Raw genomic sequence first — 20,271 nt, 5'->3', positions numbered from 1 at the left:
TGTGTGTTCAGATTAAAATTTTTCGGGTTTAAGCAGCACATATATCATGTATATGAAAACCGCGATAGAAATGATGAATAGTGCGATCATGTTGCTTAGATTTTTTCGAACCAGTCGATGGATTTAAAAATGAACCACCAGCCGAGGAGCATGGCGAAGAAAAGAATGAGTATTATCATTTTGTTATTGTTTTTGCCACTAATGGCAAAGGCAATACCAACAAATTATTTATCATTATAAGAAATTGATAAACAACTACTTACAATTAAATTAAACACGAAAGGGATAACTACAAACAGGAAAACCCTACCAAAATGGAAGGGTTCATTATCATTATGAATGAGTATTAGTTGAGTTTGTACTCGTCCAGCTTGCGATAAAGGGTGGTTACGCCTATGCCCAGCAGACGTGCAGTTTCAGTTTTATTGCTGTTAGTATGAGCTAACACTTTTTGGATGTGTTGGCGCTCTATATTGGCCAGATCAAGCGCATTAGGGTTGGTGTTTTCGTATTTAAAGTCGGGCGGCAATAAGTCTGTCGTTAGGGTATCACCATCAGCCAGTATTACTAAACGCTCCATTACATTTTTTAACTCGCGGATATTACCTTTCCAATTATGGCGGTTAAGCAGGTCTGAAAATGCGGCATCCATTTTTAACACTCTCCTACCCGCTTTAGCTGAAAATTCTTTTAAATAATAATTAGCCAGTAATTCAATATCCCCCTTACGGTCATTAAGTGATGGCAGGGATATAGTAAATACTGATAAGCGATAATATAGATCCAACCGGAATTGGCCAGCTTCGGCTTCTTTTTTCAGGTCGCGATTAGTGGCAGCCAGTATGCGTACATTTACTTTGGTAGTTTGAGTATCGCCAACTTTAATAAAGGTTTTGCTTTCCAATACACGTAGTAACTTAGCCTGGAGTTCCTGGTTCATTTCGCCAATTTCATCGAGAAATATGGTGCCATGCTGAGCCTCTTCAAATAAGCCCTTTTTATCCTTTAAGGCCCCGGTAAATGCACCGGCTTTATACCCGAATAACTCGCTCTCCAAAAGCTCTGCGCTAAAGCTGCTACAATTTATCGCCACAAATGGCATTAACCGTCGTTGGCTTTCATAATGTATGGATGATGCGAATACTTCTTTACCCGTACCCGTTTCGCCTAAAAGCAATACGGTAGTGTCGGTAGCGGCTACCTTCCGCGCAAGCGAAATAGCCTCTTGTATGGCTTTGGAACTGCCTATAATATTGGTAAAACTGTGTTTGGCGCCCGGTTTTTTTTCCTGCTGAAATTTATTGAACTGCAGTACAGCCTTATCCATAGCCTGGTTTACCAGTGGGATGATCTTATCATTGTCATCCCCCTTCGTAATATAATTGAACGCGCCATTCTGGATGGCCCTTACACCATCAGCTATAGTGCCATAGGCCGTTAAGTTGATCACTTCTACATAAGGCTTTTTTTCTTTGATGTTTTTTACCAGGTCAACACCGTTTATATCCGGTAGTTTTACATCACTGAGTACCAGCAAAACGTCTTCGTGCTGTACTAACCTTAAGCCATCTTTGCCATTAAAGGCCTGCAAAACCCGGTATCCTTCTAAACCAATAATGCGCGATAAGAGATCGTTTAGCTTTTTTTCGTCATCAATGATCAGGATGGTGTTCTGCATAGCATATTTTTCTGCAATATTAATGCTTTATTCAGATTGCACCTAATTCGTTTTAACAACTAACCTTCACGCCGGTTTGATCTTTTGTTTAAGGAGCGCACTAATCATCAGAGCGATACCAATACCTTGTAGGATACCTAAAAGGGAGTCAGGTAAAGGGTGAAAATGATGAATAAACAAAGTGCCGGAATTAATAAGCAGGCCGGTGGGGATAAGCCACCAGTACGGTGTATTGATGTTCTTTTTCATAATTGTTCGGATAAGGCCGATATATGTCGGCGGGTAAGTTCAAGTTTTTCGGATTGTTTCTTAAAGGTTCGTGGGCGGACATAGAGCCACATAAATAATAAATAGATCATTATTAGGCAATAACCAGGGATCAGATAAGGGGTATTCTGCAGCAGCTCAAAAAAGTAGAGCAGTATTCCTGCGGTGCTTAAGGCAAAACATATAGGTTGCGTAACGTGGTAAAAATAGCGGCGATTTTTATACACCTGCTCCAGATAAGCTATAAACACCTTATTGTCAACATCATTAACCCGGTTAAGACGATTTAACGAACGGGTATTGGTGAAAATAAAGATAACTGTAGAGAGCAGGGTAAGCCCCTCCCCGATCCTTGTACTGACCAGAGTAGAATGATAATTATATATAACCCAAAGCATCAATCCGCCCAACAAAGTGGCCATACCAATCAGCCATATTTTTTTTCGCAGGTGTGTGCTACGGTATTTTTTTGCAGCCAGGGCAACGGTTGCGGCATCTGGCAGTTGGAGGGTATCAGCAGCCCGCCAGATTTTTTTCAACTCAATCAAATGGTCCATGTGCTTTAAATTTAAGGGTGAGTTTTTCCTTGATGCGGTGTATTTTGACACGGATATTGCCTGGGCTTAACCCTACAATATCCGCGATCTCGGCCTGTGGCAAATCTTCAAGTACAAGTGCGATAACAATACGATCTGTCTCGGGCAGTTCGGCTATGCAGGCATACAGGAAATGCAGTTCAGCTTCTGGCGCAGTTTCAGTTAAAGCCGGCAGGTTGGCTGGCAGTTCCGTGGTTACAAAACGTCTGGATTTTTCAAGCGCGCGCAGGCAGTTATTGGTAGCGATGCGAAAGATCCAAGTGCTTATCTTCGACCTATTTTCAAAGGAATCAAGATTTTTCCAGACAGCTACGAAGGTTTCCTGCACCAGGTCTCGGGCCTGTTCCTCATCGTTGAGATAGCCGAGACAAATCCGAAAAACTTGTGGGCTGTATGTACGATAGATCACTTCAAATTCCATAACTATTCTGAAAAATATGCCCCGTTAGATACGGGGTATATTAAAATGTTACAGTTTTTCATTATCGACGCTAAAAGTACTTGTAAGCCTCAGGTCCGAACAATAATAAAACAGTAAATATTCTTAATTTTTCAATAAAGCACTTAGAAAATAGCCAAAAATCAGTGCCACAACTATAAGCCCAAACAGGATATATTGCCGAAGTTGTAAGTTTTTAACTGTTTTCTGTAAGTCAGCTATTTCTGATTTGTTGGCTAGCTTTTCATTTTGCAAACGCATGTTTTGCTGCTGCAATTTGGCAAGTGTGCCGCCGATCTCAACTGGTTTGTGTTGCTCCATCTGGTAGCGCCGGGTGAAGCCACCATCTTTTAGAAATTTTTCTCCTTTAGGTTTGAGGATCAGTTTCTCAGGCAATTCGTAATGCCCTGGTTTACCATTCTCGGCCACCAATCCTTCCCTTGCTAACGCCTGCACCATCGCGAAAGCCACTGCTTCGTCTCCGTCAAACAACTCCATCAGCTGCCCTCTCGTCAGGTTGTCGGGCACGCCAAATGCCTCAAGCACGGCATCCAGCATTTCGCATTCATATTCATTCAGATCCGTCATGCCTGCAAATTTGGGATAAAAAATTTAAACCAAAAAATCAATAGGTACGCTCTCTTGATTCAATCGGAAATCTGAAATTATTTACTAAAATTAAACTTACACGTTTGCACATCGCGGGAATTTGGCCCGATAAATACATTAAAATCACCCGGTTCGGCAATGTATTTCAGGTTGGCATTGTAAAACATCAGTTCATTTTCAGTAAGCGTAAAAATCACTTCCTTACTCTCGCCCGGTTCAAGACTGATCTTTTTAAAACCCTTTAATTCTTTTACCGGTCGGGTAATACTTGCTTCTAAATCGCGCAGGTATAGTTGTACGATTTCTTTACCTGCTACCTTGCCGGTGTTGGTTACCGTTACACTTGCGTTAAGCCCCTGGCCCCGTTTAAGCTTTGTGCCACTGAGTTTGATAGCGCCATAGCTAAAGTTAGTGTAGCTTAAACCATATCCAAACGGATATAAAGGATCGTTACTAACGTCGAGATAATTTGAGCGGAATTTAGTGAACCACCCCCCGTCTGGCAATGGTCTGCCGGTGTTTTTATGGCTATAATAGATTGGCACCTGCCCCACATTTTGGGGGAAAGTAATGGGTAGTTTGCCCGATGGATTCACCTCACCAAATAATACATCGGCTATAGCGTAAGCAGCTTGGGTGCCGCCAAACCACACGTTAAGTATAGCCGGTACATTATCGCTTTCCCACTTAATTGCCAGTGGGCGACCGGTAAATAAAACAAGTACCACCGGTTTGCCGGTTTTTAATAATGCAGCTAATAATCGCTGCTGCACGGCAGGAATCTCAATATTGGTGCGGCTTGAACTTTCACCACTCATTTCTGACCCTTCGCCCAGGGCAGCCACTATTACGTCAGCTTTATTGGCATCGCGAACAGCATCGGCTATAACTTCCTGTTCCGTCTGTGTATCCCTTTTTATTTCGCGGCCAAACATTGTACCATTCGTTTGCTGCGTTTCATCAGCCATTAAATTTGAGCCTAAACTGTAAGTGATAGTCGCTTTATCGCCGGCTACGGCCTTTAATCCTTCTACTAATGAAGGTGTATTTGCAAGATCGGCATTAACCGCCCAAGTACCCGGCATGTTTGTGCGGGTATTACCCAGCGGGCCCACCACTGCTATTGTGCCGGCTTTTTTAAGGGGGAGTGTATGATTTTGATTTTTCAACAACACAAATGTTTGCGCTGCGGCTTGTCGCGCAAGTGTTAAATGATCGGGTGTAAATATTTCGGTTTTGGCGCGGTCTTCGCTGCAATACCTGTAAGGGTCATCAAACAGGCCCAGTTTATATTTGGCTTCCAATATCAAGCGGCATGCGGTGTTGATACTGGCAATACTTACTTTACCTTCGGCCAGTGATTTCTTAAGTGTTGTTAAGAATCCATCGCTCACCATATCCATATCCAATCCTGCATTTAGTGCCCGCCCTGATACTTGCTGCAGATCGCCAAGTCCATGTTCTATCATTTCGGTTACGCCGGTATAGTCCGATACCACGAAACCCTTAAAACACCATTCCTTACGCAGCAAATCGGTAAGCAGCCATTTGTTAGCCGTAGCAGGTATACCGTTAATATCATTAAATGAAGCCATAATACTTCCTGCGCCCGCAGTCAAAGCGGCCTTATAGGGCGGCAGGTATTCGTTATACATCCGGTTCAGGCTCATGTCGGTGGTATTGTAATCGCGCCCGGCCTCGGCAGCGCCATATAGGGCAAAGTGTTTAACACAGGCCATAATAGTATTGTTCTTACTCAGATCATCGCCTTGATACCCCTGTACCATCACTTTGGCTATTTCAGATCCCAGGTAAGGGTCCTCACCACTACCTTCAGCTACACGCCCCCAGCGTGGGTCGCGGGCGATATCAACCATCGGCGAAAAGGTCCAGTTAATACCATCTGCACTGGCTTCGGTAGCCGCTACACGAGCCGTATGCTTAATTAAAGGCAAATCCCAGCTGGCAGCCAGGGCCAGCGGGATTGGAAAGGCTGTTTTATAACCATGTACCACATCCTGACCAAAGATAAGCGGGATATGCAGGCGACTGCTATTAACAGCTATCTCTTGTGTTCTTCGGATCTTAGCTGGTGTTGTTAAACTGAAAATACCGCCTATCTGCCCTTTTTTTATTTTAGCTTCTACATTGGTGCTTACGACAGCACCTGTGGTGGCTTCGCCGCCGGTAACGAGGTTTAACTGGCCTATCTTTTCATCAACCGACATCTTTGCCATTAGTTGACTAATAAAAGCATTCATTTTAGCCTGTCCGTTAAGTGCAGGTTTTTTTCCTTGCGCATATACAGTCGACGCAAGCAAGCCCGTCGAACATAAAATCGTTATTGCTCTTTTTATACACATTGCATACTTGTTATTTAGCAGGATATATTTTCCAGCTGGTTACTTTAAATAAGGACTTTTAAAATTCAGTTTTTTTAACCCTGCCTTTATTTCGGGACTACACATAAACAGGTCCCACAATAAACCGGTGCGGCCATTTTCTATCATAATGACAATAGGCCCCTGATCAATACCCAGGTAGCGTTTAGGATACCAGTTATCAGTTTCACTAAAAGCATCGTAAAAACCATACTCACCCCAAACTTTGTTGCCAAGGTCTTCATATAAATGCCTGATCACTTGCATCGATTCTTTTGGTGTGTAGCAGTAAGATGCCAGGGCAGCTGTAGGAGATATCACGCCCACATCATGGCCCGGCGCATGCCCCGCATAGCCTTTTACCGAATAACTGGCCGTTAAGCCCCAGCAATCTTCGCCGTACCCCTTAAAGTGTTTAGGGTTAGCTACACAATACGCACGGTTAATCAATGTGTTATTACGATTCTCCTGCCAGTAATCGGCATATTTATCTACCAGCCCTTTAGGGTTTAAGCCCAGGTATGAGTATTGCGCCCAAAACAATGGCCCCACACTACCCGGTGCGCCGTTATGTTTTAGGCGGATAGGAAAACCATAAGGACTGATTGCCGTATCTATAGCTCCGCTGCGTGCCCAACCCTCATCATAAACCACTGCCGGAATACTGTGTGTTGGGGAGGCTGCCGCCATTATATACATGATCATACACTCATTAAATCCCCTAACAGGAAAGTTCATTTTCCAGCCCACATTTGGCGACCAGTGCCAATACAACACGTTTTTGTCGCCGTTACGGTACCAGTCCCATTCAATACCTTTCCATAAACTATCAATCCGGGCGGCCAGTGCCTTTTCGGTTTTATTGCCTTTGCTAAGGTATTGGCGCGCACAAAGCATACCCTGTGCAAGATAAGCCGTTTCTACCAAGTCCCCTCCATCATCATTACGGCCGAAAGGCTTTACTTTGCCCGTGTTATACATCCAGTGCGGCCAGGCACCGTGAAATCGGTCAGCTTTCGCTAAAAAAGAAACCTGCTGCGCTAAACGTTGCACACCTTCCCTGCGGGTAATAAAACCGCGCTCCATGCCTACTACTATAGCCCCAAAGCCAAAGCCCGAAGCGCCCGTGGCAATAATGTCTTTATCTTGCTGCTCGTAACTATTATCGATGTGATAACGCTCGCGGGCCAAACCCGAAACCGGTTCGGCGCCATCCCAAAAATACCTGAACGTTTGTCTTTGAACTAAAGTAAGCAGTTGATCGTCGGTAAGACCTTTCTTTATCGTAAGCTCAGCACTACCTGATTGTGCATTAACTTTTATACAACAAACAACCAGGGCAACTAATGCTATGCTAAATATCTTTTTCATCTTATTACAAATTAGGACTGCTAAATCCCAGGTTTTTCATTCCGTTTTTTACTTCGGGTGCACTCATAAACAAGTTCCACAGCAGTTGGCTGAGGTAATTTTCAATCATAATAATTTCCGGGCCCTGGTCGATAGCCAGTGTCGACGAGGCGAACCAGGGCTGCCGAGGGCAAATGGGTCGTAAAAACCATAAGTACCCGAGATTTTATCCCACAATATATAGTAAAAAAAATTAAGTACCGCCATTGATTCAGCAGGTGTATAAGGGAACGAGGCCAGAGCCGCTGTTGGGGCAATTACCCCATCATTGGTTGGCGAGCTTGCACCATAGCCATTATACATATCGCTGACAGTTAGGCCGCAACAATTTTATAAGATTTTTTCAGGAATAAATTAATATTTGACAGATCGTTTAATATTTATTATTTTGATACCATCTACTAAATCTGGACAATTTATGCTGTTTGACTCGTTTCACTTTTTATATTTTTTTGTAATTGTAACTACCTCATATTTTCTCCTGCCTCACAGATTTCGTTGGCTGTTACTACTAATCAGCAGCTGTTATTTTTACATGACATTTGTACCTATATATATCCTGATATTAGGATTTACCATAGTTGTGGATTATTTTGCTGGGATTTATATTGAAAATGCAAAAGGCAGACGGAGAAAACTTTTTTTGATCATCAGCTTAATTGCCAATATAGGGATACTTGCAGTGTTTAAATACTACAATTTTATAAACGAAAACCTATCGTTACTCCTACATACAGTAAATTTTTCAAACCGCCTGCCCTACTTAACGATTCTACTTCCTATTGGTTTATCATTCCATACCTTCCAAGCCATGAGTTACACTATCGAAGTGTATCGGGGTAATCAAAAAGCTGAGCGGAATTTTGGTATCTACAGTTTATATGTAATGTTCTTTCCACAATTGGTTGCGGGTCCAATTGAAAGGCCACAAAATATATTGTATCAATTTAGAACCCACCAGAACTTTGATTATCAAAGAATTGCTGACGGGTTAAAACTTATAGCCTGGGGGTTGATAAAAAAAATTGTCATTGCAGATCGCTTGTCCGTCATGGTAAATATTGCTTATGACGATCCCCATAAAACTCATGGTTTAAGTTTTATCATTGCAACAGTATTTTTTTCGTTTCAAATTTTTTGTGATTTTTCCGGCTACACGGATATAGCACTGGGTACGGCAAAAGTGCTGGGGTTTAAGCTCATGAAAAACTTCAATAGCCCATATCATGCCAAAAGTATAAGCGAGTTTTGGAGCAGATGGCATATTTCTCTTTCTACCTGGTTTAGAGATTACTTGTATATTCCATTGGGCGGAAGTAGAGTTACTGTTTCACGCTGGTATTTCAATTTATTTTTCGTGTTTCTGATAAGTGGTTTATGGCATGGCGCTAATTGGACGTATATAGTGTGGGGGGCAATAAATGGGTTCTATCTAGTATTTGCCTCGTACACTCAAAATTTCAGAAATAAGATAGTCCGCATTTTAGGGTTAAATAAATTTGAAGGCTTCTATTCTACAATTCAAACACTTACGACATTTACTTTAGTAACTATGGCATGGGTGTTTTTTAGAGCAAAAACAATAAGCGACGCAGCTTTCATAATAAAAAGTGCCTTCACAGAAACAGCTGGAGATTTAATCCGGTTGTTGCACAGGGTGCCTTTTAACCAGGTTGAAAACGTGGCTTCCAGGAAAGATTTGGCAATAGGCGCCGCACTAATTATTCTATTAGAAGTTGTTCATATAATGCAAAAGCGGGGCAGCATTGTAGCTTACATTGATTCCAAGCCCCAATATTTTAGATGGAGTATTTACTATTTATGCGTGTGTTTGATCATATTCGGCAGCACTTCAAATCACAGTCAATTCATATATTTCCAATTCTAATATGAAAAAAGACTTCTTTTCACTTGTTTTAAGTGTTACAGCAATAGTCGTTCCTGTATATATTTTCTATACCGTGTTGTTGTTTAAAGGTTATTATCCTCTTTTCACCAATTCGATCAGTTTCGACGCAAAAATTTTATATGCAAAAAACAGAAAAATCACTCAAGTAGATCTACTTGCAATGGGCTCATCCATGACTCTGAACAACCTAGATTCTAAGGTGATTCGGGACAGCATAAAATCATCCTATTTTAATTTTGCATGTTGGGGAATGCAAATGGGTGATACAAAAAAGGTACTGGCTAATTATTTACCAAGATACAAGCCCAAGTATGTACTTATTTGTTCGTCGCTACTTGACTTCATTACGCCGGGAAATGGCACTGTAATAGATTATATCAACGCGCCCGATTTTTTCAAAGATCATCAAATGCAATATTTTTATATGAGAAACTATAATTCTATTGAAAGTATTAAGTCGAGAAACGAATCATTGCGCGCATTAGGAAACGTCGTGGATAGATACGAGTCTTTAAAATTTGATACTGGAGGTGCAGTTTTGTTGAATGTGCCTCCAGGCAAAATTTCACAGGAAAGATGGAATCAGCATGATGTTTTCCCAAGCATCTATACTAATACTCAATACAACGAATTGATATCTATATGTACATTATTACAAACCCGGCATGTTTCGCTAGTGTTTGTGCAGCCACCAATTAGGAAAGCGTACATAAGCTCTAAAAAAAACTCCGCTATTGTTAAAGCACACTACTTAAGGTGTAAAAAGATAGTGGAGCAATACGGTGGAACGTATGTAAACGCCGGTGATAACAAGACGTTTTTAGACGATAAATTGTTTGTTGATCAGTTTCATCTAAATGGAGTGGGCGCAGCAATATTCACGAAAAACATTATAGGTGATTTGAGAAAAACGATGAATTTTAAATGAGAAAAAAAGGCTGTGCAGGTTATTTAGGAATCTTTTACTGGCGTAAGTCTTAAATGAATACTTGCGTCGCTATAATAAGCTAACAAAGATATAGGCCCAGCATTATTGCTGAGGAGCATTAATACCTTCGCACTTATACATATTATCTTTTCCTTAGCAATATAGGGGCTGGCTGATAAACCTTCTTTATTCGTTCCCGTGAATGCGATGGTTATACGCTACGTAATTTCATCGGGTAATCCATTATCTCTTTTCGAAATATATTGCAGGGTTTTCCGGAGGGGCTTAAGCAAAATAGCCAAAGCCGGAACTGCTACTCCATTGTCACACATTGCTTTATAGTCAGACCGCCAGGCTTGAATACGATTTGCCACATTTTTATTACTAACGCCACCGAGGCCCATCTTCACCATCGTTTTCGGCAGTAAACTCAGTGGTATCTGATGCAAATGAATAAAACGAACCATCAGTTCGTAATCTGCAGCCGTGCCGTAGTCTAAATCGTAGCCCCCTAACCTGTCAAAAACCGTCTTCCGGCAGTAAAAGGTCGGATGCGGCGGCATCCAGCCAAAATTAAATAGCCCGGGTCGGTAGGCTTTTGAACGCCATTTTCGGACGATCGTTCCGGAGGGGCGTACATAATCAAGATCGCCATAAAGTGCAGCTGTTGCAGGGTCGGCAAAGGCCTTCGCTACAGCGCCTATAACGTTATCGTCAGCAAAATAGTCGTCAGCGTTTAACGCGCCGATCACATCACCTGTTGCCAGCGCCAACCCTTTATTCATGGCATCATATATCCCACCATCCGGTTCAGATATAAAAAAATCAACGTGCTGTTTATACTGCCTTATAATTTGTAAAGTATTGTCGGTTGATGCGCCGTCAATTATTATATACTCTATATTATCATAGTTTTGCGCTATAACAGATTCAATGCAACGGCCAATCGTTTTTTGTGCATTACGGGTGACGGTGATTAAAGAAATTTTAAAATGCTGCACTTCTAAAAATATACGCTAAGTTATAGGGACAATTGTTTAGTTTTGGGATTGTTGCTGTATAAATATTAAATATTATATTAGCCGAATTTACTGTACATATGCGCTATTTAATTATTATTTACCTATTTGTAGGAATCGTTTTTACATCATGTTCATACAAACAGGATCGAGTGTTACTTGAACAAAAAAGTTTTACCCCTGATACTACTTTATCAAAAAGTTCAACAAATATAAGTAATTACCGTATTAAGCCTCAGGATATTCTGCAGATTATAAATGTACAAAACAGTAAAAACCTGATAGACCTTACTGCAGGTGCGCCCGGCGTCAATGCTGCGCCAATATCACAACAAGGAGAAAGCTACCAGGTTGAAGAAGATGGGACTATTGCCTTAACTGGTATTGGAAGAGTACCTGTTGCCGGTATGACCCGGGTAGAAGCAAGAAGTTATATTGAAAACCTGTATCGCAAAACTTTAAAAGATCCGTTATTTGAATTAAAAATAACAAACCTTAAAGTACTATTATTTGGCGAGTTAAAAGGAACTACCCCTATTTCGCTAACACATGATAATACAACATTAATGGAAGTAATTGGCGAGGCCGGTGGGCTTACTGAAAAGGCTGATAGCAGGAATGTCAAAATTATAAGAGGCGGACAAAAATATCCAAAAACAGAGGTTATAGATTTAACAGATATAAAAACGTTAACCGACCCGCGAATTATTATGCAAAATAATGATATTGTGGTAGTATCTCAAAACAAAAGGGCTATACGTGCAGAAAGGTTACAGGACATTTCAACCATCGCATCGCCGGTTTTATTGATATTGAATACAGTATTAATTGTTTTATCACTTACCCGCCGTTAAATGGAAGAGATAGGAAAAACAGCGCCCAAATTACCCAATCAGGAGTTTGACTATTATAAAATAGCTAAGATCCTGTTAAGCCGTTGGTATTGGATAGTTGGGTCAGTCTTAATCTGTTACCTGGCTTCGAGCATTTATTTATGGTATACACCAAAAACTTATGCTACATCTGCGTTAATTAAGTTTGAGGAAAAAAAGTCTGAAATAGGAGATATAGTTGGCCTCGCAGGTGTCAACGACCGGGGTAATACTTCAAGAATACAAAGCGAAACAGCTGTATTACAGAGCACCCCCTTGCTTTTAAATGCCGTTAAACACCTTGATTACCTTTTTAGCTTTTACGTTGTCGGACGTGTAATTAATCGTACAAATGAGTTGTACCCAGCAAAACCACTGGATATACAATTAATTAAGTTTGACAGTTTAAATTTCTCGCATGAACTGATAACTTATAAGCCGGTAAATACCACATCCTTTAATATTATTTACACCAATGCCGGCAAAGAATTTACACACCGTGGCACTTACGGTGTACCCTTTACAATAGGCCCTACATCCTTTAGTATTAAGTACCCCGGTGTTTTACCCAAAACAACTTCTATTCTATTCAAACTCAATTCGCCTGAAGAATTTATTGGAAGGGTAAGAAATGGCTTACGAACAGCCGAAACTGCTAAAAATTCCAACCTATTATCGTTAACACAAACAGATGCTAACCCGCAATTCGCTACTGATGCGTTAAACGCAGTTGTAAAAGAGTATGTTAATTATGACCGTACACAGAGAAGAAAATCTGCGTCGCAAATGATAGCTTTTATTGATAGCCAGCTAGATTTTCTTTCCGGCAAATTAAATGGGTCTGAAAACTCCATCCAACAATATAAGCAAAGCAAAAAAATGATGAATGTGAGCTCTGCCTCAGATAAGGTATTGAGCCAATCTAAAGATATTGAATCGCAAATTTCATTACTAAAAATCGATTTGCTTGCTATTGATCAGCTTCAAAAAGATATTGTTAAAGGTAAAGACAACGTAAGCCTTAATTTTAATAGTGGTGGTAGTACACAGCTTAGCGAATTTATTAATATTTTAAACGGTTTGCTGTCTAATAAAAATGCGTTGCTTAAAATATACGACAGTAATTCTAGTCAAATACGTGATGTGGACCAGCAAATTTTACAGGTTAAAACCAATGCAATAACTAATATAATTGCAGTACGCAAGCAAATTGAAGCAAAACAAAAATATTACCAGGATCAGCTAGCTCCTATAAATCAGCAAATTAGCCAGTTGCCGGTAGCAGAACGTGAGATGCTTAGTTTAAACCGTGATTTTGAGGTGAACGATAAGGTTTATTCTTTCTTATCTGAGAAAAAACTTGACCAGGAAATAGCCAGTGCGGGCATTTTACCCGGTGCGACAATAATTGATCTTGCCAGGCCAAACTACACTCCTGTATCACCCAACGAAACCTCTATACATCATTCAGCCATATTTTTCGGCATTGCTATAGGTTTAGGCTTTATAATCTTGATCAGGATATTAAACCCATATATTTATGATAAAGAAACTGTAGAAAGTCTCACTACAATACCCATTGTCGGCGTTATCAGGAAATTCCCTGAAGACATTGATGAATTTAGCACTCAAATATTAGCTATTAGTAAACCTAAATCGATATTTGCTGAGTCGGTTAGGGCTGTTCGTACAAATTTAAATTTCCTGGCATCAGAGAAAAAAAGCAAAGTTATTTGTATTACCTCTGAAGTTGCGGGCGAAGGGAAATCATTTGTAGCTGTTAACCTGTCAAGCACATTATCCCTTATTGATAAGAAAGTAATATTGGTAGCGGCGGATCTAAGGCGATCAAAATTACACAAAACCTTCCATGTGCCTAATGATATGGGGCTAAGTAATTACCTGGCTAATCAATGCACGGTTAATGATATTATTAACCATTCTAACCAAAGTGGTCTTGATTTTATAGTTTCGGGGCCCGTACCTCCAAACCCATCAGAGTTATTGCATTCTGACAGAATAAAAGAATTAATAGCTGATTTGAAAGAAAAATATGATGTTATTATGATTGACACCGCGCCAATTGGTTTAGTATCAGATGCTATACCTTTGATAAGGATGAGTGACATTAATCTTTTTGTAATCCGATCAGGCAAGTCAAAATTTTATGCGGCAACAATACCGCAACGTATTGCCCAGGAATATAAGTTGGATAATACGGTTATTGTACTTAATGCATTTCAGCAAGACTTGTTACATTCGCGTTATTACTCAACCAAATATTCAGGTGATAATTACGGCACAACTTATTATTATTATTCTGATTATTCGGGCTATGAAAGCTCTGGTTATTATATAGATGATGATGAAAATAAATGGTGGCATATTTGGAAATGGTTAAAAAAATAAGTCCTAGTTGCTAAATGACCTTAATAATAAATACTGCTGCCTGTAAGTGGTATCCTGTTTATACACAAGCCCGAGCCGAAAAGAAAGCACACCAGGCATTAATAAATAAAGGTGTAGAAAGTTATCTGCCGTTACAGCGCCAACAAAAACAGTGGAGTGACCGAAAAAAATGGGTAGAAGAACCTTTTATCAAATCCTATTTATTTGTTCATATTACCGAACAACAAAAAACAGAAGTTTTAATGACCAAAGGAATCGCCAGATTTATATACTTTTCAGGCGAAGTTGCCACAATGCCTGATCGCCAAATTGACGACTTAAAAATGATAATGGCCGCCCCTTACGAGTTAGTAGTAACCGAAGAAAATTTGCAACCCGGCGAAAAGATAGTAATAAAAGCCGGCCCACTTAAAGGAATGATAGGGGAAATGATTTCGTACAAATCACAAAAACAACTTATGTTACGCCTTGAAAACTTAGGTTGCTCTATCATAGTGAATGTTGCAGCCTCAATTATTGAGAGATTTTAATTAATATTATAATTTATAGCTAACAATGGCATATTTATTTTAACTTATGCCGTAAATACACGTTAATTAGCTGTTTTGTATTTAACGTATAATCAGTTAATAATTAATAAGTTACATAATAAAAATGTGACTTACGGGGCGAAGCTATGAACAAACCTCATTTATGTGCAGAATCGTTGGGATAATTTCTAAAGAAACAAACATTAATAATCTACAGGCAAAGGTTACTGCTATGTGCAGTGTATTAAAGCACGGCGGACCTGATGACGAGGGCGTTTTTATAGCCGAAGATAAAGGCTTAATATTTGGTCATCGAAGGTTATCAATTATCGACTTGAGCCGTAATGGACATCAGCCAATGGCCGATATCAATAAAAAAGCCTGGATAACTTTTAACGGCGAAATATATAATTACCCTGAATTAAAAGATGAATTGGTAAAATTGGGTGCAAAATTCAATTCAAGCAGCGATACCGAGGTTATAATACAAGCTTATTTATATTGGGGTATTGCCAGTTTTGGCAAATTACGCGGTATGTTTGCATTTGCTTTATATGACGTACAAAAAGCGTTAACATATTTAGTTCGCGATACTATGGGTATTAAACCATTGTATTATAATGTGCAAGGCCGGCAATTAAGTTTTGCATCAGAGGTAAAAGCATTGCAGGAAGCCGGTATAGCTACTACTGTCAACAAAAATTGGGTAATACGGTTTTTAGCATTTGGCCATGTGCCGGAACCTGAGACTACTTTAGTTAACGTACTTAATTTACCAAAAGCCAATTTTTTGTGCTGGGATCATAATAATAGCAGTTACAAAATATCACCTTATAACACCTTATCAGCTACTAATTATATTACCGATATAATGTTAGCCAAAGAAGCAATAAATAGCAAGTTGAGGGCAACTGTTAAACGCCAGCTTATTTCTGATGCCCCTATCGGTGTATTTTTAAGTGGCGGTGTTGATTCTAGCTTGATAACATTATTAGCAAACCAGGAAAAACAACAAGAATTAAAAACCATATCTATTTTTTTTAACGAAAAGGCGTATGATGAGCGGGCCTATCAACAAAAAGTTTTTAGTAAGATACAAGGCGAAAGATTTACTCATTTAGTACAGCAACAAGATTTTGAAAATTCGTTGTCTGCTATACTACTTGCTATGGATATACCTACTACTGATGGAATTAATGCGTGGTTTATAAGTAAATATGCACGACAGGATGGCGTTAAGGCTGTATTATCTGGCTTAGGAGCCGATGAACTATTTGGTGGGTACCCATCATTTCACCGGATAAATTACATTAAATATTTAAGGTCAATACCAACGACTTTCTTGAAGGTAGTTAATTATTGGGGCGCCAATCAGTATAAGAGGGTAAAATATTTATCTAACAATCATGCAAACGCAGATTATCTTTTTTTAAGAGGTTTATTTGCCCCTGAAGAAATAGCTGATATATTGGACTGCGAAGAAAAAGAGGTTTATAGGGTATTATTCTCAGGTATTGAAACACCTAATCCCGGTATTACCAATCAGGAAAAAGCTGCCTGGTTTGAAACTAATATGTACATGCAAAATCAGCTATTGCGCGATACTGATGTAATGAGCATGAGCCATGGTTTAGAAGTTAGGGTACCGTTTTTAGATGAAGACTTTCAGCAAACGGTAAATAGCATTGCGCCTGATATTAGATTTAATAATGAACAGCCAAAAAAAATATTGGTTGACGCCTTTAAGGATTTTTTACCACAATCCATATGGAACAGGCCCAAAATGGGCTTTAGTTTTCCGTTACAGGAATGGATGGCACAACATAAAGAGATAGGAGCCGAAAATTTATATAAAAGTAAAAAAGCACGAAACGTGATAAAAGCGTTTAAAAACAATAAAGTACATTGGTCTAAAGCTTTTGCACTATATCAAATTCAAAAGCATGCCTAAAAAAATCGTGCTTCTTACTTTACAAACCTTTAGCACAACCGGCGGGATACAAAAAATGACCCGCACATTAGCCCATTCGTTAACAGAAATTGCGGCACGTAACAAATGGTCTCTCAGGCTATGGTCCGTTCATGACAAAAACAAAGATGTCATGACCCAATACATCCCGGCAAAAGACTTTAAGGGTTTTGGAGTAAAACGTATATCATTCACCATTCAATCACCAAAACTAGCCACAACATCAGACGTAGTGATTTTAAGTCATATTAATTTGGCGTTTATAGGATTAATTATAAAACTTATAAACCCTAAATGCAAAATTTGGCTTATTGCCCATGGTATTGAAGTTTGGCGAGACATATCATTTATTAAAATGCGGTTGCTGAAACGGTGCGATAAAGTGATTTGTGTTAGTAATTTTACCAAACAAGAAATAATACGGTTGCACCACACGAATGAAGATAAATGTTACGTATTAAATAACGCGATAGATCCATTAATGAAATTGCCTGATAATTTTATTAAGCCGCAATATTTATTAGACCGTTATAAATTAAATAAAGACGATCTTATTTTATTTACGTTAACAAGGCTTGCTGTTACAGAACAGTATAAAGGATATGAGCAGGTAATAAAAGTTATAGATAAGCTAAAGCTAACTTTCCCAACTATTAAGTATGTACTTTCAGGTCAATATGACGATGCAGAGGAAGTAAGAATTAAAGATCTCATACATAAACACCATGTTGAAGATCAGGTTATACTAACCGGCTTTATTACCGAAACAGAGGTTTCCGATCATTTTTTACTCGCTGACCTTTTTATCCTGCCAAGCAAAAAAGAGGGGTTTGGAATTGTTTTTATTGAGGCCCTTGCTTGTGGTTTACCAGTTGTTTGCGGCAATGTTGATGGCAGCGTTGACGCTATTAGAAATGGCGAGTTAGGTAAAACTGTTAATCCTGATGATCTCGAAGAATTAGAATGTACGCTGACAGAATATTTAAAATATCCGCTGGACATTGACAAGCGCAAACATTTACAACAACAATGTCTTCACTATTTTAACGAAGATAATTACATAAATAAATTACAAGATTTACTATTAGATGAGCGAACCCGCTGATGAAAATTGGGATATTGAAATAACACCCACGAATAACCTTTTTAGTTTAGGATTAAAAAATGTTTGGCATTATCGTGATTTGCTGGTGTTATTGGTAAGGCGCGATTTTGTATCGTTTTACAAACAAACCATCTTGGGGCCAATATGGTTTTTTGTACAGCCAATAATAACCATTTTAATTTATAACCTGGTTTTTAATAACCTGGCCAATATTGGTACAGATACCGTACCCGGCCCAATATTTTATTTATCTGGTATAATTTTATGGAGCTACTTTGCTGATTGCTTAACCAAAACATCAACGGTTTTCAGGGATAATGCGGCTTTACTTGGGAAAGTTTATTTTCCCCGGCTTATTATGCCATTAAGCATCGTACTATCCAATTTAATACGGTTTATGGTGCAGTTCGTATTATTTGTGATATTGCTGGTTGTATATCATTTTAAGGGTTCGCCTGTTGCCCCTAACCTTTATATTTTACTCTTTCCGTTGCTTATGGTAATTATTGCAGCCTTGGGCCTCGGCCTCGGTATGATAATATCGGCGATTACCACCAAATACCGCGACCTTGCTTTTATAGTAGCATTTGGTGTACCATTAGTACAGTACACAACATCAGTAATTTTTCCTTTATCAGTAGCCATAGTTAAATACCCTGCCTATAGTTGGGTTATTAAGTTTAACCCTATTACCGCTGTGATAGAAACCTTTAGGTATGGTTTTTTAAACAAAGGCAGTTTTAGTTGGGCATTGTTGGGTTATAGCAGCCTGGTAACTGTTATTATACTATTAACAGGTATTGTCATATTTAATAAAGTCGAAAAAACTTTTGTGGATACAGTATAATGAGTAGAGTAATAAAAGTAGATGATTTATCAAAAGCCTATCAACTGGGCGATTTTGGCACCGGCACTATCTCTCGCGATCTTGAACGCTTTTGGGCAAGGGTGCGCGGCAAGGAAGATCCATTTTTAAAAATTGGTGAAACAAACGACCGTACCACTAAGGGTAAAAGCGATATTGTATGGAGTTTAAAAGATATTAATTTTGAAGTGGAACAAGGCGATGCCGTTGGTATTATAGGGCGCAATGGTGCAGGTAAAAGTACATTGCTTAAAGTTTTAAGCCGGGTAACCTCCCCTACTACGGGCTCTGTAAAGGTAAAAGGGCGTATAGCCAGCTTACTTGAAGTAGGTACCGGTTTTCATCCTGAATTAACAGGCCGCGAAAATATTTATCTAAATGGCGCTATTTTAGGGATGCGCAAGGCCGAGATCAAACGCAAGTTTGATGAAATTGTTGATTTTTCGGGTGTAGAACGTTACGTAGATACACCTGTTAAACGTTACTCCTCCGGTATGTATGTACGCCTTGCTTTTGCTGTCGCAGCCCATCTTGAATCTGAAATATTAATAATAGACGAAGTACTGGCCGTTGGCGATGCTGAATTTCAGAAAAAATGTCTGGGTAAGATGGGAGATGTAAGTAAGGGCGAAGGGAGGACTGTTTTGTTTGTGAGTCATAATATGGCTGCAATAACCTCTTTCTGCCAAAAAGCGATGCTACTTCACAATGGTAGTATTCATACCATGGGTAATGATGTGAATAAAATTATAAGAAGTTATTTAACCAATTTTGATACCGTAACCAACAATGGTACTTGGGAAAATACAGATTCATCATATTCAGATGAATATTTTACTCCCATAAAATTTGAAATAATTAATGACCAGAATAATGCAATAGATCATTGTGTACAGAATAACGAAAAAATATTCATTGAAATTACTGGAAATATAAAAGAATTAGATCCTGCTTTTACAGTCGGGTACGCGTTATATAACGATAATAGCGACTTAATTTATTGGACTTATCAATCCGATAACAATGAAAATTATTGGCCAAAACTTACAATAGGATTAAATACTTTAAGAAGTGAGTTTCCGTCAAGAACATTAAATGAAGGTAAATATAGGATTGAATTAATTGCCAGTCTGCATTACAGAAAATGGATATTGGAGCCTGGAAAAAACAACCCTTCAATTACCTTAGAAATAGAAGGCGGATTAAGCGATTCACCATTATGGATCATGAAGCGCCCAGGAATAATGGCCCCGGTAATAAGATGGATCAAATGTTAATTTTTTAT

General features: G+C 39.2%; 18 protein-coding genes and 1 pseudogene. 9 read left to right on the top strand and 10 right to left on the bottom strand.

The annotated features are described in order from the left end of the window. Window positions 1-12 precede the first annotated feature (12 nt). The 9 genes and pseudogenes from kdpF to ABIB50_RS01820 form a co-directional block, all read right to left on the bottom strand. Window positions 13-90, bottom strand: a complete 78-nt coding sequence (kdpF, locus tag ABIB50_RS01860) for a K(+)-transporting ATPase subunit F (protein ID WP_157540818.1) — start codon at window positions 88-90, stop codon at window positions 13-15. A 256-nt stretch (window positions 91-346) separates the two neighbouring features. Beyond that, window positions 347-1,678 carry a sigma-54-dependent transcriptional regulator gene (locus ABIB50_RS01855; protein WP_429376762.1) on the bottom strand — a complete coding sequence of 444 codons (1,332 nt, stop codon included), beginning with the start codon at window positions 1,676-1,678 and terminating at the stop codon, window positions 347-349. A 66-nt stretch (window positions 1,679-1,744) separates the two neighbouring features. Then, window positions 1,745-1,927, bottom strand: a complete 183-nt coding sequence (locus tag ABIB50_RS01850) for a hypothetical protein (RefSeq protein WP_429376761.1) — start codon at window positions 1,925-1,927, stop codon at window positions 1,745-1,747. Further along, the gene (locus ABIB50_RS01845; protein WP_429376759.1) at window positions 1,924-2,502 is read right to left on the bottom strand and encodes a hypothetical protein; all 579 of its coding nucleotides are present in this window, start codon (window positions 2,500-2,502) and stop codon (window positions 1,924-1,926) included. Before ABIB50_RS01845 ends, ABIB50_RS01850 begins: the two co-directional genes overlap by 4 nt. Further along, window positions 2,486-2,962: an RNA polymerase sigma factor gene (locus ABIB50_RS01840; protein ID WP_429376757.1), complete on the bottom strand. Its 477-nt coding sequence runs from the start codon at window positions 2,960-2,962 to the stop codon at window positions 2,486-2,488. Before ABIB50_RS01840 ends, ABIB50_RS01845 begins: the two co-directional genes overlap by 17 nt. Window positions 2,963-3,085: 123 nt before the next feature. Further along, a complete protein-coding gene (locus ABIB50_RS01835; protein WP_429376755.1) occupies window positions 3,086-3,568 on the bottom strand; it encodes a hypothetical protein in 483 nt (160 codons plus the stop codon). A gap of 77 nt (window positions 3,569-3,645) precedes the next feature. Then, window positions 3,646-5,952 (bottom strand): beta-glucosidase BglX, encoded by a 2,307-nt coding sequence (bglX, locus tag ABIB50_RS01830; protein WP_429376753.1) that lies wholly within the window; start codon window positions 5,950-5,952, stop codon window positions 3,646-3,648. Window positions 5,953-5,991: 39 nt separating this feature from the next. Beyond that, window positions 5,992-7,341: a glucoamylase family protein gene (locus ABIB50_RS01825; RefSeq protein WP_429376751.1), complete on the bottom strand. Its 1,350-nt coding sequence runs from the start codon at window positions 7,339-7,341 to the stop codon at window positions 5,992-5,994. A gap of 4 nt (window positions 7,342-7,345) precedes the next feature. Further along, a pseudogene (locus ABIB50_RS01820) lies at window positions 7,346-7,683 on the bottom strand (glucoamylase family protein). Window positions 7,684-7,963: 280 nt separating this feature from the next. Here ABIB50_RS01820 and ABIB50_RS01815 point away from each other — a divergent pair. Next, on the top strand, window positions 7,964-9,268 hold the full coding sequence (locus ABIB50_RS01815) for an MBOAT family O-acyltransferase (RefSeq protein WP_429376750.1): 1,305 nt from the start codon (window positions 7,964-7,966) through the stop codon (window positions 9,266-9,268). Between the two features lies 1 nt (window position 9,269). Beyond that, entirely contained in the window at window positions 9,270-10,217 is a 948-nt protein-coding gene (locus tag ABIB50_RS01810) for a hypothetical protein (RefSeq protein WP_429376748.1), read from the top strand. A gap of 218 nt (window positions 10,218-10,435) precedes the next feature. On the opposite strand, the gene ABIB50_RS01805 is transcribed toward ABIB50_RS01810, so the two are convergent. Beyond that, on the bottom strand, window positions 10,436-11,218 hold the full coding sequence (locus ABIB50_RS01805) for a glycosyltransferase family 2 protein (protein WP_429376746.1): 783 nt from the start codon (window positions 11,216-11,218) through the stop codon (window positions 10,436-10,438). A gap of 170 nt (window positions 11,219-11,388) precedes the next feature. Here ABIB50_RS01805 and ABIB50_RS01800 point away from each other — a divergent pair, with 170 nt between their 5' ends. The 7 genes from ABIB50_RS01800 to ABIB50_RS01770 all read left to right on the top strand — a co-directional run bounded on the left by ABIB50_RS01800 (window position 11,389) and on the right by ABIB50_RS01770 (window position 20,263). Further along, window positions 11,389-12,090 carry a polysaccharide biosynthesis/export family protein gene (locus ABIB50_RS01800; RefSeq protein WP_429376744.1) on the top strand — a complete coding sequence of 234 codons (702 nt, stop codon included), beginning with the start codon at window positions 11,389-11,391 and terminating at the stop codon, window positions 12,088-12,090. Beyond that, on the top strand, window positions 12,091-14,517 hold the full coding sequence (locus ABIB50_RS01795; RefSeq protein ID WP_429376742.1) for a GumC family protein: 2,427 nt from the start codon (window positions 12,091-12,093) through the stop codon (window positions 14,515-14,517). A 14-nt stretch (window positions 14,518-14,531) separates the two neighbouring features. Further along, a complete protein-coding gene (locus ABIB50_RS01790) occupies window positions 14,532-15,047 on the top strand; it encodes a UpxY family transcription antiterminator (protein WP_429376740.1) in 516 nt (171 codons plus the stop codon). Window positions 15,048-15,210: 163 nt separating this feature from the next. Next, the gene (gene asnB / locus ABIB50_RS01785) at window positions 15,211-16,998 is read left to right on the top strand and encodes an asparagine synthase (glutamine-hydrolyzing) (RefSeq protein ID WP_429376738.1); all 1,788 of its coding nucleotides are present in this window, start codon (window positions 15,211-15,213) and stop codon (window positions 16,996-16,998) included. Beyond that, window positions 16,991-18,121: a glycosyltransferase family 4 protein gene (locus tag ABIB50_RS01780; RefSeq protein ID WP_429376736.1), complete on the top strand. Its 1,131-nt coding sequence runs from the start codon at window positions 16,991-16,993 to the stop codon at window positions 18,119-18,121. Before asnB ends, ABIB50_RS01780 begins: the two co-directional genes overlap by 8 nt. Further along, window positions 18,105-18,968, top strand: coding sequence for an ABC transporter permease (locus ABIB50_RS01775; RefSeq protein ID WP_429376735.1), 864 nt, complete (start codon window positions 18,105-18,107; stop codon window positions 18,966-18,968). The genes ABIB50_RS01780 and ABIB50_RS01775 overlap by 17 nt, the downstream gene beginning before the upstream one ends. Then, window positions 18,968-20,263, top strand: coding sequence for an ABC transporter ATP-binding protein (locus ABIB50_RS01770; protein ID WP_429376733.1), 1,296 nt, complete (start codon window positions 18,968-18,970; stop codon window positions 20,261-20,263). Before ABIB50_RS01775 ends, ABIB50_RS01770 begins: the two co-directional genes overlap by 1 nt. The last annotated feature ends 8 nt before the right edge of the window (window positions 20,264-20,271 follow it).

It is taken from the genome of Mucilaginibacter sp. UYCu711, from assembly GCF_050433825.1.
GTDB lineage: Bacteria > Bacteroidota > Bacteroidia > Sphingobacteriales > Sphingobacteriaceae > Mucilaginibacter.
Note: the sequence above shows the minus strand (reverse complement) of the source record. Positions and strands in the feature narration are given on the sequence as shown.